15 protein-coding genes and 1 tRNA gene are annotated in these 13,910 nt (G+C 45.1%); 13 read left to right on the top strand and 3 right to left on the bottom strand.

The features are described 5' to 3' along the window. The first annotated feature begins 7 nt into the window (after positions 1-7). The 5 genes from polA to AC1DLI_RS21280 all read left to right on the top strand — a co-directional run bounded on the left by polA (position 8) and on the right by AC1DLI_RS21280 (position 5,610). Positions 8-2,686 (top strand): DNA polymerase I, encoded by a 2,679-nt coding sequence (gene polA, locus AC1DLI_RS21300; protein WP_477606186.1) that lies wholly within the window; start codon positions 8-10, stop codon positions 2,684-2,686. A gap of 48 nt (positions 2,687-2,734) precedes the next feature. After that, entirely contained in the window at positions 2,735-3,565 is an 831-nt protein-coding gene (gene mutM / locus AC1DLI_RS21295; RefSeq protein WP_477606184.1) for a DNA-formamidopyrimidine glycosylase, read from the top strand. 153 nt (positions 3,566-3,718) lie between these two features. Further along, complete coding sequence (locus tag AC1DLI_RS21290; RefSeq protein ID WP_477606182.1) at positions 3,719-4,435, top strand: MntP/YtaF family protein; 717 nt, start codon at positions 3,719-3,721, stop codon at positions 4,433-4,435. Between the two features lie 15 nt (positions 4,436-4,450). Next, the gene (coaE, locus tag AC1DLI_RS21285) at positions 4,451-5,047 is read left to right on the top strand and encodes a dephospho-CoA kinase (protein WP_477606180.1); all 597 of its coding nucleotides are present in this window, start codon (positions 4,451-4,453) and stop codon (positions 5,045-5,047) included. Beyond that, positions 5,044-5,610, top strand: a complete 567-nt coding sequence (locus tag AC1DLI_RS21280; RefSeq protein WP_477606563.1) for a lytic transglycosylase domain-containing protein — start codon at positions 5,044-5,046, stop codon at positions 5,608-5,610. The genes coaE and AC1DLI_RS21280 overlap by 4 nt, the downstream gene beginning before the upstream one ends. A gap of 108 nt (positions 5,611-5,718) precedes the next feature. Here AC1DLI_RS21280 and AC1DLI_RS21275 read toward each other — a convergent pair whose 3' ends face one another. After that, positions 5,719-5,937, bottom strand: coding sequence for an alpha/beta-type small acid-soluble spore protein (locus AC1DLI_RS21275; protein WP_169085206.1), 219 nt, complete (start codon positions 5,935-5,937; stop codon positions 5,719-5,721). 142 nt (positions 5,938-6,079) lie between these two features. Here AC1DLI_RS21275 and nrdR point away from each other — a divergent pair, with 142 nt between their 5' ends. From nrdR to AC1DLI_RS21260, 3 genes are all read left to right on the top strand, one after another. Then, positions 6,080-6,562 (top strand): transcriptional regulator NrdR, encoded by a 483-nt coding sequence (gene nrdR / locus AC1DLI_RS21270; RefSeq protein WP_308999348.1) that lies wholly within the window; start codon positions 6,080-6,082, stop codon positions 6,560-6,562. A gap of 43 nt (positions 6,563-6,605) precedes the next feature. After that, positions 6,606-6,681 (top strand) — tRNA-Ala (locus AC1DLI_RS21265). Between the two features lie 322 nt (positions 6,682-7,003). Then, positions 7,004-7,372, top strand: coding sequence for a DoxX family protein (locus AC1DLI_RS21260; RefSeq protein WP_477606177.1), 369 nt, complete (start codon positions 7,004-7,006; stop codon positions 7,370-7,372). Between the two features lie 165 nt (positions 7,373-7,537). Here AC1DLI_RS21260 and AC1DLI_RS21255 read toward each other — a convergent pair whose 3' ends face one another. After that, entirely contained in the window at positions 7,538-8,098 is a 561-nt protein-coding gene (locus AC1DLI_RS21255) for a site-specific integrase (RefSeq protein ID WP_477606175.1), read from the bottom strand. A 93-nt stretch (positions 8,099-8,191) separates the two neighbouring features. On the opposite strand from AC1DLI_RS21255, the gene AC1DLI_RS21250 reads away from it, so the two are divergent. Continuing rightward, complete coding sequence (locus AC1DLI_RS21250; protein ID WP_477606173.1) at positions 8,192-8,467, top strand: hypothetical protein; 276 nt, start codon at positions 8,192-8,194, stop codon at positions 8,465-8,467. Positions 8,468-9,289: 822 nt separating this feature from the next. On the opposite strand, the gene AC1DLI_RS21245 is transcribed toward AC1DLI_RS21250, so the two are convergent. After that, positions 9,290-9,838, bottom strand: a complete 549-nt coding sequence (locus AC1DLI_RS21245; RefSeq protein ID WP_477606171.1) for a TetR/AcrR family transcriptional regulator — start codon at positions 9,836-9,838, stop codon at positions 9,290-9,292. Between the two features lie 252 nt (positions 9,839-10,090). Between AC1DLI_RS21245 and AC1DLI_RS21240 the strand changes: the two genes are divergently transcribed. The 4 genes from AC1DLI_RS21240 (at position 10,091) to AC1DLI_RS21225 (ending at position 13,636) form a co-directional block, all read left to right on the top strand. Further along, positions 10,091-11,092, top strand: a complete 1,002-nt coding sequence (locus tag AC1DLI_RS21240) for an NADP-dependent oxidoreductase (RefSeq protein WP_477606169.1) — start codon at positions 10,091-10,093, stop codon at positions 11,090-11,092. A gap of 12 nt (positions 11,093-11,104) precedes the next feature. Continuing rightward, entirely contained in the window at positions 11,105-12,115 is a 1,011-nt protein-coding gene (locus AC1DLI_RS21235) for an NADP-dependent oxidoreductase (RefSeq protein ID WP_477606167.1), read from the top strand. Next, the gene (locus AC1DLI_RS21230) at positions 12,112-12,897 is read left to right on the top strand and encodes an SDR family oxidoreductase (protein ID WP_477606165.1); all 786 of its coding nucleotides are present in this window, start codon (positions 12,112-12,114) and stop codon (positions 12,895-12,897) included. Before AC1DLI_RS21235 ends, AC1DLI_RS21230 begins: the two co-directional genes overlap by 4 nt. A gap of 160 nt (positions 12,898-13,057) precedes the next feature. Beyond that, positions 13,058-13,636: a TetR/AcrR family transcriptional regulator gene (locus AC1DLI_RS21225; protein WP_477606163.1), complete on the top strand. Its 579-nt coding sequence runs from the start codon at positions 13,058-13,060 to the stop codon at positions 13,634-13,636. Positions 13,637-13,910 lie beyond the last annotated feature (274 nt).

Raw genomic sequence — 13,910 nt, 5'->3', positions numbered from 1 at the left:
ATTCCTTATGGAAAAATGGATGCTCATTGATGGAAATAGTATAATTTACCGCGCGTTTTTCGCAATCCCGCCGCTTACGAATTCGTCCGGCAACCATACGAACGCGATATTCGGTTTTACGACGATGCTGCTCAAGCTGCTTGAGCAAGAGAAGCCGACACACGTGCTGGTTGCCTTTGATGCCGGCAAAATAACGTTCCGACATGAAGGTTATGCGGAATACAAAGGCGGAAGACAAAAGACGCCGCCTGAGCTGTCAGAGCAATTCCCGGTGCTTAAGGATCTGCTGAATGCTTTCAATATTTCCCAGTTCGAGCTGTCAGGCTATGAAGCGGATGATATTATCGGAACGCTTACGAAAGCGGCAGACGATCAGGGCGTGGAGACGTTCGTCGTTACCGGGGACAAGGATATGCTCCAGCTTGCATCCGATAAGGTGACTATTGCGGTTACACGCAAAGGTGTCAGCGAGGTTGATTTGTACACGCCCGAAGCCATTCAAGAGAAATACGGCCTTGTGCCAATGCAAATTATCGATTTAAAGGGTCTCATGGGCGATGTCTCCGACAATATCCCAGGCGTGCCCGGCGTTGGCGAGAAGACGGCGCTTAAGCTGCTGCACGAGCATGGCTCGGTTGAAGGCGTCTTGGACAATTTGGACAAGCTCAAAGGCAAGCTGAAGGAAAACATCGAGAATCATAAAGATGATGCCGCGATGAGCAAGAAGCTGGCGACCATATTCCGTGAGGTACCTTTTGAAAAGAGCATGGAAGAGATTCGCTATGCGGGCTATGACGGCTCGAAGCTAGCGGATGCATTCCGCAAGCTCGAATTCAAATCATTGATCGAACGGCTGCAGCTAGGTGCGGAAGCAGGGGATATGGAAGAGGAAGCGCAGGCGGCGGCAGCTGATCTGAATATTCGAATTATCGAGACTGATAATGATGCGGAGATGCTGGCTAAGCTGGTCGGGCTGCTAGGGAAATCGGACAAAAACGGCTTGTATATCGAAGCCATAGGCGAAAATCCGCATCACGCGGAGCTGATAGGCCTCGCGATTGCCACGGAGGAGGAGGTTTTTGCCCTTCCCTTCCATGTGCTTAAGCAGCCTTTCGCCGCGAAGCTTCGTGAGTGGCTGGAGCAAGCGGACAAGCCGAAGTACGGCTTTGATCTGCACAAGGTGGAGCTTGCGCTTAAGTGGAGCGGAATTAGCTTTGAGGGTTCAGCATTCGACGTTCAGCTCGCCGCCTATCTGCTTGATCCAACTGAAGCGAGCCAGACGCTGAGCGGCATCAACGAGAAACAAGGGCTGTCTATGCTGCCGCCGGATGAAGCTGTATACGGGAAAGGCGCGAAGTTCAAAGTGCCAGATTCGGATACATTGTACCGGCATTTGTCTCTGAAGGCGGAAGCAGTTCGGAAGCTGGTGCCGCTGTTAACCGATGAGCTATGCAATACGGGGATGAGCAAGCTTTATTTTGACATGGAGCATCCTTTGTCACGTATCCTCGCCGGTATGGAGTTTCAGGGCATTAAGGTGAAATCCGAGGAGCTGGAGGCGCTTGGCCGTAATTTGGAGGGACAGCTTACGACCATTATTAGCAATGTGTACAAGCTCGCCGGCATGGAATTCAATATTGGTTCTCCAAAGCAACTTGGCGAGGTTTTGTTCGAGAAGCTTGGATTGCCCGCCAAGAAAAAGACGAAAACAGGCTATTCAACAGATGCAGAGGTGCTCGAGGAGCTCGCTCCTTATCATGACATAATCCCGCTAATCCTGCATTACCGCCAGCTCTCCAAGCTGCAGTCCACTTATGTAGAAGGGCTGCTGAAGGAGGTACGCAAGGAAACGGGCAAGATCCATACCTATTACCGCCAGACGATTGCAGCTACGGGTCGTCTAAGCAGTCAGTTCCCGAACCTGCAGAATATTCCGATCCGCTTGGAAGAAGGACGCCAAATCCGCAAAGCATTCGTTCCGTCTGAGCCCGGCTGGTCCATTGTAGCAGCCGACTATTCGCAGATCGAGCTTCGGGTGCTTGCGCATATCGCAGACGATACGAACATGAAGGAAGCTTTTATTAAGGACATGGATATTCATACGAAGACCGCGATGGACGTATTCGGCGTACCTGCTGATCAAGTCGATTCCAATATGCGCCGCTCAGCTAAGGCGGTCAACTTTGGTATCGTATATGGTATCAGTGATTTCGGTCTATCGCAGAACCTTGGCATCACGCGTAAAGAGGCTGGCAAATTCATCGAGGATTATAAGGAAGTGTTTAAAGGCGTCCGTCAATATATGAGCGACATTGTCCTGCAGGCAAAGCGTGACGGTTATGTGGCGACGCTGCTGGAGCGGAGACGTTACTTGAATGACATCAACGCGTCGAACTTTAACCTGCGCTCCTTTGCAGAGCGGACAGCCATGAATACGCCGATTCAAGGGACAGCAGCCGATATTATTAAATTGGCGATGGTGCATATGGATGCTACGCTGCGCGAGCGCAAGCTGAAGAGCCGCATGCTGCTTCAGGTGCACGATGAGCTCGTATTCGAGGTGCCGGAGGATGAGCTTGAGCTTATGAAGACGCTTGTGCCGGAGGTTATGGCTGGAGCTCTCAAGCTCGATGTTCCGCTGAAGGCGGACATGAGCTTCGGTGACAATTGGTATGAAGCAAAGTAGCCCATTGGCGCGCAGTTTCGGGTATAATGGTTGTTGAGGTGAGGAGAAATGCCTGAATTGCCAGAGGTAGAAACCGTAAGACGAACATTAATTGAACTTGTAGCGGGAAAACGGATCCAATCTGTAACCGTCAGACTCCCGCGTATTATACAGCGTCCCGCAGAGCCAGAGCAATTTGCGGATGCCTTGGTTGGACACACGATTCAAACCGTTGAACGTCGCGGCAAATTTTTGCGAATCTTATTGGATGGGTTGGTTTTAGTGTCGCATTTGCGAATGGAAGGACGTTATGGTGTATTTGCGTCGGATGAGCCGATCGAACGGCATACGCATGTGATCTTTCATTTCGAGGATGGAACGGATCTTCGTTATAAGGATGTGCGCCAGTTCGGCACGATGCATTTGTTCCAAGCCGGGCAGGAGCTGGAGCTCCCCCCGCTTAACAAGCTGGGCATAGAACCGCTTGAGCCGTCCTTTACTCTTGAAGCGCTGCGCAGCAAGCTGGAGAAGCGTGCGACGAAGATCAAGCCGCTGCTGCTCAATCAAGAGCATATCGTCGGATTGGGTAACATTTATGTGGATGAAGCATTGTTTCAAGCTCGCATTCATCCCGAACGCACGCCTAATACATTAAAGCCGGCAGAGTGGAAGCGGCTATACGAAGCCATTCGTTCTACGCTTGCGAATGCCGTTGAGGCGGGCGGCTCATCGATTAAATCTTATGTAAACGGGCAAGGTGAGATGGGGATGTTCCAGCATCAGCTGCTCGTTTATGGCAAGAAGGACGAGCCTTGTCCGACCTGCTCCAAACCGATTTTTAAATTTGTCGTAGGTGGCAGGGGCACGCATATTTGCAATAAATGCCAGCCATTATCCTGATCAGTGAAAGGAACGGAGCAATAGCATTTCTTAATCGACATGCACAGACAAATACTCCCCGCATATGATAGGTGTGTTACGAACAATAGGCGGATGTCTACTCACAGCGTTAACGTGAGCCGGATAACCGCCGTGCGGGGAGGGACTTAACGATTGTTCGCGCATGTTGCTTCGCTGTTAGTTCTTGCTTTTGCCGTTAGTTTAGATGGATTTGGTGTTGGTGTTACCTATGGCTTGCGGAGAATCCGCATCCCGTTGCTGTCGGTTCTTATCATTGCTTGCTGCTCTGGTCTGATTATTTATCTGTCCATGCAGGTAGGAGGCTGGCTGACCGGCTTTCTATCCGAATTCGTTGCGCGTCTCATTGGCGCATGCGTGCTGATGCTGATCGGTGGCTGGGCGCTTCTGCAGCTTAGGCGAGGAAAACGCAATGATGAGGCAAACGCAGCTGCAGACGCATCCGGCCGAGAGAGCGTAGAAGCCGCTGAAGGCAGTGTGAGAACGCATGCCGGAGAAATCGCAAGCGCTGCGCTTGTCGTCATGGTGGAACTGAAACGCCTTGGGCTGGTCATTCAAATTTTGCGAACGCCGCAGGCAGCGGATGTCGACAAATCGGGGACCATTTCTGCATCGGAAGCGGTCATGCTCGGCGTTGCATTATCTCTTGATGCTTTCGGAGCAGGACTCGGTGCTGCATTGATCGGTTTGCCTCCGCTGCTAACAGCTTTAATGATAGCGGCTGCGAGTGCGATTTTCTTAGTCGGCGGTATCCGTTTTGGTTTTCGTTTCTCTTCTTGGAGAGGCATGCAAACATTATCTTTACTGCCAGGCATATTATTAATCATGATGGGAATCATGAAGTTGTTATAATTTGAGGTGAAATGGATGAAAATCGGATTAACCGGCGGTATTGCCAGCGGTAAAAGCACTATCGCGAGCTTGCTCGTGGAACGCGGTGCGCTGCTGGTCGATGCCGATCAAGTCGCAAGAGAGGTTGTGCTTCCAGGTGAACAGGCACTAGAGGCAATAGCCTCTACGTTCGGACAAGCCGTACTTGAGGCGGATGGTTCGCTTAACCGTAAGGCACTAGGTGAAATTGTATTTCGGGACAAAGACTCGCTAGCAAAGCTCGAAGCGATTACGCATCCTGCTATTCGGGAGCGTATGCAAGCAAAAATACATACCTATGCGGAGCAGTTCCCCGAACGGTTAATCGTAGCGGACATCCCGCTTTTGTACGAGACCAAGCAGGAGCATCTCTACGATGGCATAATGGTCGTATACGTGCCTGCGGAGATACAGAAGGTTCGATTAATGGAAAGAAACCAAGTTTCAGAGGAAGAAGCCATTCGAAGAGTCTCGCTGCAAATGGATATCGAGCAAAAGCGCAGTAAAGCGGATTGGGTAATTGATAACAGCGGTTCGCTTGCGGAGACGAAGCGGCAACTGAACGAATTTTGGAAAAGTCAGTGCTTGCCATGAGAGTGCTGCTGAAGAAAAGAGTATTGCTGTTGCTGCTGCTCGGATTAATGACGATTCTGTTCCTTAAATCCGATTGGCTTGGCACTTGGATGTACCCCGTTAAGTTTAAGGATGATATTCGGGCAAGCGCATCAAATTACGGAGTTGAGCCCCATTTGGTTGCTGCGATTATTCGCAGCGAAACCAATTATCGGACAGGCCGGGATTCGAAGAAGGGCGCTTTGGGCTTAATGCAAATTATGCCTGATACGGCGGAGTGGGTCGTTCAAAAAGCGGGCTTTAAGGATGTAACGGAGGATACGCTTCGGCACCGGGCAGATGTTAGCATTGAGGTTGGCTCCTGGTATTTACAATCTTTGAACCAACAGTTTGATCAGAATAAAATTGCCGCCGTAGCTGCGTACAATGCAGGTCCAGGCAATGTTCGGAAATGGCTGGATACCGGCGTATGGGATGGAACGATCGAGTCGGTGAAGGAAATACCGTTCGGTGAGACTAGACACTATGTACAGCGGGTCATTTACTATTATAATAAGTATAAGGATTTGTATCCGACTTTCTGATGGACAAGCAATTGCGAATGCGAAAATACAATGAAGCCTTGGAGGCCTGTCTCTTCAAGGACAGGCCCAGCCAAAGCTTCCGTTATTCATACAACTTTTAATGAATCATTATTTGTATTGACCAGCAAGGGATTGCTCGGCAATTTGCACTAGGCGACGGGTAATGTATCCCCCGATGGAGCCTGCGTCTTTTGTAGCCATGTTGCCGTAGTATCCGTCTTGCGGAATTGCGATGCCTAGCTCTTGAGCAACTTCAAATTTCATTTGATCAAGGGCAGCTGTCGCTTGTGGCACTACCAGTTGGTTACTGCTGCGGGATGCGCTCATGTATGTTCACCTCCTTGCGGTTGGTAAAAGTATTATGTGCAAAAATCAAAACTTCATTACAGGAATTACATGGAAATTAAAATTATTTTTGAAGAGCTGATTTTCAAAGGCTTTTCGACAAAGAAAGGAGGCTAACCGCATCATGAAATGCCCATATTGCGACTATGCCGGTACGAAAGTATTAGACTCTAGACCGGCCAACGAAAACAAATCAATTCGCCGCCGCCGTGAATGTGAAAAGTGCAGCCGCCGCTTCACGACCTTTGAAATGATTGAAGAAACGCCTCTAATCGTCATCAAGAAGGACGGCAGCCGCGAGGAATTCAGCCGTGACAAAATATTACGCGGTCTTATTCGGGCCTGCGAGAAACGTCCGGTGCCTGTAGAGCGACTGGAGGTTATCGTATCCGAGGTGGAGAAGGAGCTTCGCACGACTGCACATGCCGAGGTCGATAGCAGTGATATCGGTTCCATCGTGATGAATGAGCTGTATCCGGTAGACGAGGTAGCCTATGTCCGCTTCGCATCCGTGTATCGCCAATTCAAAGATATCGATATGTTCATGAAGGAGCTCAACAACCTGCTCTCCAAGCATCCGCTTAACAGTATGATAGATAAAGATTGACAGATCTTAGGACCGTATGTTAAGATCAATCTTGTCGTCATTTGGGGCCTTAGCTCAGCTGGGAGAGCGCTTGCATGGCATGCAAGAGGTCAGGGGTTCGATCCCCCTAGGCTCCACCAAAAAAACAAAATCAACCACGTCCTCTGGACGTGGTTTTCTGTTTTATTGGTGGAAGCTCGAAGGGGATGAATCCCGGGGTTCAGTCCGCGCACAGGGAGTGGATGGTAAACTTCAAAGCAATAACTACAAACGGGACGAGCACGGCGTCTGAATCTAACAGGCTGGCATGCCGCTTATTAAGAATCCAAATTGGCCAATTGAGAAGGTTTCCACCCAATACATCAAAATTATTGCTTTACAGGACACGTTATGGTGTTATATTATGAAATAGGACACTGAACGGTGTCGTATAAAAATAAATTAATAAGGAAGAGGGTTCAAATGCATATACTAACCATCGTTCTTCAAAGTTGGCTGCTTTTCTCCATGGCCTTTTTTGGCGGAAGCAAGATTGCGGGAGCCAAGCATCAGGTCGAACTGTTTGATTCGATTAAGCTGCCTCAATGGTTCCGCGTCATTACGGGCTACGTTCAAATTGTTGGATGCATAGGACTCATTATCGGCTACTGGTATCCTGGGATTGCCGCATGGACCGGAATATTGATAGGCATTATGATGCTATTGGCTTGTTTCTCGCATTTCAGAGTCAAACATCCGATCGGAAAAGTGATACCGGCCTTATTGAATCTCTTGATAGCTGCTGCAGTAGTAATTTTATATGCAGACGAACTACCCCATCTTTTTGGGTAAGTTCATATCTATGGTAGTGAATACTTAATGGTGGGAGAGCGCATCGCTGGCTGTGATGAGGACGGGGGTTCGATCCCCCCTAGGCTCCACCAAATATAAATTGCCAAAACCCTTGATAATCAAGGGTTTTTTTATTTTTTTATGCCCTGAGCAGAAGTTAAAGTACTAAGTTATGATATTTTGCCCATTGACATAACTTAGTGACTGTACGACCTCAATGAAGCCTTCATCAATATTAATGTGTTTCCACTCTAATGCCAGCAATTCTCCACGGCGTAGTCCAGTAGTTATAGCCATTTTTATCATGATTCTCCAGTGTTCTGCCTCATTACTTAATCCATTTAATAATTCACTTACTTCTAATTCATCGTAAACATCAACAGTTAATCGTGCTACCTTAGGACGTTTGGTTGCGGATACCGGATTGCTTTTTAATATCTGCCACTCAACAGCACGATCAAGAATGTCTTTCATAACTCTATGGGCGAATCGAATTGTCGTTGATGATAAGCCTCCTGATTTTCCATCTTTTCGCGCTCCGTCTAACTCTAGATTTTTCATAAAGCTCACAATATGAATAGGTTTTAACTCATCGAGTCGTTTGTTACCGAAGACAGGGGAGATATGGTTTTTCAATAAATGGTTGTAATTTTCGAGGGTTTTAGCTTCTAGATGTTTGATTCCGTATTTGCTTCTCCATTCTTCAACAAATTTATTGAAAGTCATTTTCTCGGGAGAAATATATTCGCCAGCTTTGACTTCAACCTGAAATTATACCTTATCATCTATAACGCTGAAATTATAAAGCGAGGTAATGATTTGGCATATTTTATTTCAAACGATATCGTCAAGGAATATGCTGATGCAGTCGGTAACTTCTCGAAAGTAAGCGGCGTACCCGTTGATGAAGTTCTTTCAGCACTAGAAAATCATTACATAGGTATTGCTACTACAGAAGAGAGAAAAAGTCGTAGAGGCGGCGTACATGACAATAGTAATCACAAAACCTTTGGCTATGTGGGCACATACTATCCAGCATTAGATGAATTTTCTGACTGGGATGCTTTCACTCAAGAAGTAAAGAACGTTTTGTAAGGAATTAAAGTCGCTCACTCGAGCGGCTTTTTTTGTAAGCAGTGGTGGTCTCGTAGAGGAAGCCAAGCATGTTGCGTTTTCCAAGAATATTGTACAGTTTTACTTTAGATCAATTCATGGATTTTTCATACCTTACACTAAGAACGTATGTTTGGGATTTATGAGGAATGAATGTTCTGAATGAGGTGAATCAAATAGAGAAGTTTATCGATAAGGTTGTACAGCTTATTATATCGATCGGAAACGTGAGGTAAGTATTCGGGACGTAAGTGTTAACTCGGTGAAAGTTGGCCGATTAAAAGCGTATTGCTTTCAGGCACCAGCCATCCGTATTTTCAATCTCGATAGGATCGTGGATGTTGAAATAGCGCGAAGGAAAGATGGGGCTTAACGATGTTGAACGATGAACGATACGGAGCGTAAGCTGCTACGAATCCTTTATAACAGGATCTGACATCAGAACACACGTATATTTATCCCTGAATTGGCACGTTTAGCTCAACGGGAAGTCGTCAGATCTGAAAAGCGCAGGAGTGTTTCAGGCAGACCAGCAAGAACATTTACTCAATGGGTTAATGAATAAATAAATACTAGAAATAACAAAACAGCCATCGAAGTACAAATCAATAACTGATTCCATTAAATATAATAAGTTATAAAAAAGCTGAGTCCAGGTAGGGTATAGATTCAGCTTTTTTACTTATTGCCGATGAAGGAACTTCGAGAACTTGATGACCTATAATCAGAAGTTGTGACTCCCACGTATTCAGCTTCCCTATATCCTTTTAACACAGTGTTGAAAAGCCAACTAGAAGAATTGATTCAAAGCCCATGTTTGATCAAACTCCAGATGCGTTCGAACCTGTCTTGGTAGTCTGGTAAATTCCAGGATTCTTTGAAGGACGGGAGGCTAAACACTGCAAAAGCAGATAGGATCGCCTCTGCCCGTTCTAAGTTGGGATCGTGATAGTCCATGAATCCGTCAATAATTTGATAGGAGTCCCATAGAACGTCACGTAATACTAGTGGATTGCTATCCACGTATTGCGTATTCAAGGCGAACATCTTGGGGTTTTCGTTATACGCGCGTTTTTTGGCGTTAGCAAATGCCCACAGCCAATCGTGGAGCAAGTCCTGTGCATTCATCAAATTAGTCATATCTAATTTAATTTGTTCTGAAATCATCCGGTTGAACCAGCTCTTAGACACGGCTGCCCAGAGTTCCTGCTTATTTTTAAAGTGTTTATAAAGCGCTGCGTGGGTGATACTTAATTCATCCGCAATTTGTGAGAGCGTCACTTCGGATTTTTTCGTGCGTTCAATTAACGCTTCTGCTGTTTCAATAATGACCTCTTGTGTGATTTTAGCCATTAATTTTGACGGTGAATATGGGTATTTTGGAGCAAATCATTTGACTTCAAGCACCCGCGTAACACCGTGCTGTCAACCCTTCTTTCTGAAAAAAATTCTTTAATATCTGTTTGTACGGTTACCTATATCTTAGCATAAAGACGGGTGGGTAACAATTGTTGACTTTTGTAACCTTTGGTATTATGCTTTTTGTGCAAGTTACAAAAACTAATAAATGTTACTTATTATTCAGTGCATAGGGGGCCATTAATTATGAAAGCAGCACAGATTACCAAATATTCAAAAAAGTTCATAGTAGAGGTTAACGATATTCCAGTCCCGGAAATAAATGATAACGAAGTTTTGGTCAAGGTGAAAGCAGCGGCGGTTAATCATTTGGAGTTGCTCATCGGTACCGGAAGCGTAAAGCTGATTCAGGATTATGAGTTCCCATTGGTACTCGGTAATGAACTGACGGGTGTTATTGAGAAAGTCGGAAAGAAGGTCCATGGTTTCAAAGTTGGCGATGCAATTTATTCACGCCTCCCACTACAAAAAATTGGTGCCTTTGCGGAATATGCGGCGATAAATGAGGATGCCATCGCACATTTACCCGCTAATCTCGATTTTGTGACCGGTGCTGCTGCACCATTAACAGGTTTGACTGCTTATCAAGGTTTGCATGAAGAATTATCTGCCAAATCTGGCGAAACTGTGTTTATCCCCGGGGGCTCTGGGTCATTTGGCCAAATGGCTATTCCTATCGCCAAAAGCATGGGGCTTGAGGTCATCGTCAGTGGAAATCCGCAAGCGCGTGAACGGACAATAGCGGCTGGAGCAGACCAATATATTGATTACACGACTGAGAACTATTGGGAACAACTTAGTGACGTTGATTATGTGATTGATACCTTGGGACCAAGTGAATTTAATCATGAACTTTCAATTATTAAAGCAGGGGGTCGCCTTCTTTCTCTGCGGACTGGTCCTAACAAACGGTTTGCCGAAGATCTGGGCTTGCCAGGTTGGAAACAAAAGCTCTTCACCATTGCAGGTGCTAAGTATGATTACAAAGCGAAGAAAAAGAAAATTCAATATCATTTCATTTTTGTTCGCAGTGATGGCGAACAATTAAGGAAAATTACCAAGATTATTGAAGATAACGGAATTGTACCAGCGGTAGACCCAACAGAATTTCACATTGAAGATATTAACGAAGCACTGAATCTTGTTGCTACAGGTCATCCTAAAGGAAAAGTCGTTATCCGATTTTAAGGGGAGTACCTAATGAAGGCTGCACAAATTTCGCGGTATTCCAAAATACTGGAAGCACAAATCAACACAGTCGATGTTTCATCAATCACATCAACTCAGGTTTTAATCAAGACTAAGGCAGCTGGTGTTGATCCACACATCGTTTTGGCGATTAAAGGCAAAGTTAAGTTGTTTGATCATTACGACTTTCCATTGACTCTGGGCAACGAGTTGGCTGGAGTAGTGGTCGAAGTCGGCAACGGCGTCATAAATTTTAAGGTGGGTGATCATGTGTACACCATGCCACCGCTAGATAAAATGGGGGCGTTTGCCGAGTATGTCGCAGTAGATGCGTCATTTGTGGCTAAGATGCCAGTTAATCTTTCCTTTAAAGAAGCAGCGGCCGTGCCATTGTCTGCTTTGACGATCGTCCAGGCATTAGATATTTTAGATGCTCAGCAAGGCAGTAAATTATTTATCTCTGGAGGTACGGGGGGATTTGGTCAGATTGCCATTCCTTACGCGAAGTCACAAGGACTGTTTGTGACCGTTAGTGGTAGTGGAGCAGCGCGTGCTTTGGCCAATCGACTCGGGGCAGATGAGTTCATCGACTATGAAACGCAGGACTATACTGACATACTGACAGGTTATGATTATGTTATTGATACCCGAGGCGCCAGTGAAATTAGTAAACAAATTAAGATACTAAAGCCCGGTGGCAAATTATTGTCGTTAAACGCTGGTCCCAATACCCGTTTCGCTAATCGAAGCGGAGACTTGGCAACGGTGAAAAAGATTCTTTTCAGTTTACTGGGATCGCCTTTTGATGGGCTTGCAAAATGGCAAAAGAAGAGTTATGACTTCACATACGTGCAACCAAGTGGCCAGCAATTAGCAGCTTTCACACAGTATCTTGAAAAAGCAAACTGTAAGCCGGTGATTGATTCTGAGTACCCCTTTGATCAAGTGAATGCCGCAATTACTAAGATTGCAACGGGCCATAGTCAAGAGAAAGTCATATTGAAAGTAGATGATGAAGAATGAAATTGAAAAATAGAACGATATTGGTGACAGGCGGCACGTCTGGAATTGGCTTTGCTTTTGCCAAACGTTTTCTTGAGATGGGAAATACCGTGATCATCACGGGGCGCTCACAACAACGCATTGATCAGGCAGTAAAGAACAATCCCGGGCTCATTGGGATGGCAGCTGATGTTAGTGATCCTATAAGCGTTGAGCAGCTTGCCAATGAACTAGCTAAACACTATCCGAAACTGGATATTGTATTCAATAATGCTGGTATTATACACGAGTTTGACTTATTTGATGAAAGTATTAACTACGAGTACCTTACTGCAGAAATCAACACAAACTTGAATGGTACAATATATGTCACCAAGGCTTTGTTGCCACTGCTAGCCAAACAAAGAGAGGCAATGATTGTAAACGTTACTTCACTACTTTCTAATATTACAGTTGCCAACGCACCGACTTATTCTGCAACGAAGGCTGGCATACACATGTTCAGTGATGCATTACGTGAGCAAATCCGTTATAAAGGAAAAAATATTCATGTGATGGAACTTTGTCCACCAGTTATTTCTGAAACCAATCTCACGGACACTTATGATGAAGGGTTTCTGAATAAATTGATCTCTTTACCCTTAACAAAGCTTGTTAATGTTGGTATTAAAGGCATGTTGAAAAATAAACTACGCGTGAACGCAGGTTTTACCAAAGTTATGCGCTTTTCAATGAAGTTCGCTCCGGATTTTATCACGCATACTTGGGGTCAAATGATTCTTAAGCAAATTAATACGAGGTAAGCTAAACTTATACCCCTTACGGATCGCCGAGAATGTGGCGTTTATTTATTTGAACTATAGATCGTTTTATTGCATATGATAATAATTTGATATGCATAATTTTTTATTCTTTACTGATCGTTCTCAATATGTTATATTGAGAATGGGAGGAGGGAATGGAATGGCAAGAAGCAAAGAATTCGAGGAAAGCGTAGTATTGGATAAGGCGATGAAGCTCTTTTGGGAACAAGGATATGAGAAGACATCGTTGACTGATCTGGTGGAGCATATGGGGATCCATCGTAGAAGTTTGTATGACACGTTTGGCGACAAACATATGCTCTTTCTTAAAGCAATGGATCGATTTCGCGCTAAAATCAATACGGAGCTTACAGGAGTAATTAAACGCTCCGAGACTGCCGAGGAAGCTCTTCAGTTGATTATTAGTGCTATGATATATGGTGAAGAAGACTCACCCTCTGGTTGTTTAATGGTGAATTCGGCGGTGGAATTGGCAATGCGTGATCCTGAAGTAGATTCCAAATCCACTGAATCGTTTACACTATCAGAGCAAATGTTTAAGGATATTATTCTGTGGGGGCAGCGGAATGGAGAATTCACCACAGCTTACGATGCCGCAGAGCTGGCGGAGCATATGCATGCAGTATGTGTTGGATTGAGGGTAATGACAAGAACCTCCATTGCCAAAGAAAAACTACACCGTACAGCCAACATATCCATAAAACTTTTAGCGAAATAGTTTGATATTTTTAGAATGATTGTTCTTATATGTATAATTTTAAGCTGTGTTGTGAAGCTTACTCCTATGAGGACAACATTTCTAATATATTTCTAGAATGATCGTTCTCATATTTTGAGTAAACAAGGTTCTTTTTATGAATTGACCATTCTTATATTTATTTTAGAACGATCATTCCCATATGCTTGGATTACCCTCCGCCCAATACTTTAAGAAGTTCATTAATTGCGAACTTTTTAAAGAGGAAAACATTGTTGTACCCATACCACATAAT

The organism is Paenibacillus sp. 01T443 (assembly GCF_056398325.1).
The sequence above is the reverse complement of the archived record's forward strand: the minus strand, read 5'-3'. Positions and strand labels throughout refer to the sequence as shown.

Coding starts and splice junctions, on each gene's coding strand:
- polA (WP_477606186.1), top strand. CDS start 8: ATGGAAAAATGGATGCTCATTGATGGAAATAGTATAATTTACCGCGCG.
- mutM (WP_477606184.1), top strand. CDS start 2,735: ATGCCTGAATTGCCAGAGGTAGAAACCGTAAGACGAACATTAATTGAA.
- coaE (WP_477606180.1), top strand. CDS start 4,451: ATGAAAATCGGATTAACCGGCGGTATTGCCAGCGGTAAAAGCACTATC.
- AC1DLI_RS21280 (WP_477606563.1), top strand. CDS start 5,044: ATGAGAGTGCTGCTGAAGAAAAGAGTATTGCTGTTGCTGCTGCTCGGA.
- AC1DLI_RS21275 (WP_169085206.1), bottom strand. CDS start 5,937: ATGAGCGCATCCCGCAGCAGTAACCAACTGGTAGTGCCACAAGCGACA.
- nrdR (WP_308999348.1), top strand. CDS start 6,080: ATGAAATGCCCATATTGCGACTATGCCGGTACGAAAGTATTAGACTCT.
- AC1DLI_RS21260 (WP_477606177.1), top strand. CDS start 7,004: ATGCATATACTAACCATCGTTCTTCAAAGTTGGCTGCTTTTCTCCATG.
- AC1DLI_RS21255 (WP_477606175.1), bottom strand. CDS start 8,098: ATGACTTTCAATAAATTTGTTGAAGAATGGAGAAGCAAATACGGAATC.
- AC1DLI_RS21245 (WP_477606171.1), bottom strand. CDS start 9,838: ATGGCTAAAATCACACAAGAGGTCATTATTGAAACAGCAGAAGCGTTA.
- AC1DLI_RS21240 (WP_477606169.1), top strand. CDS start 10,091: ATGAAAGCAGCACAGATTACCAAATATTCAAAAAAGTTCATAGTAGAG.
- AC1DLI_RS21235 (WP_477606167.1), top strand. CDS start 11,105: ATGAAGGCTGCACAAATTTCGCGGTATTCCAAAATACTGGAAGCACAA.
- AC1DLI_RS21230 (WP_477606165.1), top strand. CDS start 12,112: ATGAAATTGAAAAATAGAACGATATTGGTGACAGGCGGCACGTCTGGA.
- AC1DLI_RS21225 (WP_477606163.1), top strand. CDS start 13,058: ATGGCAAGAAGCAAAGAATTCGAGGAAAGCGTAGTATTGGATAAGGCG.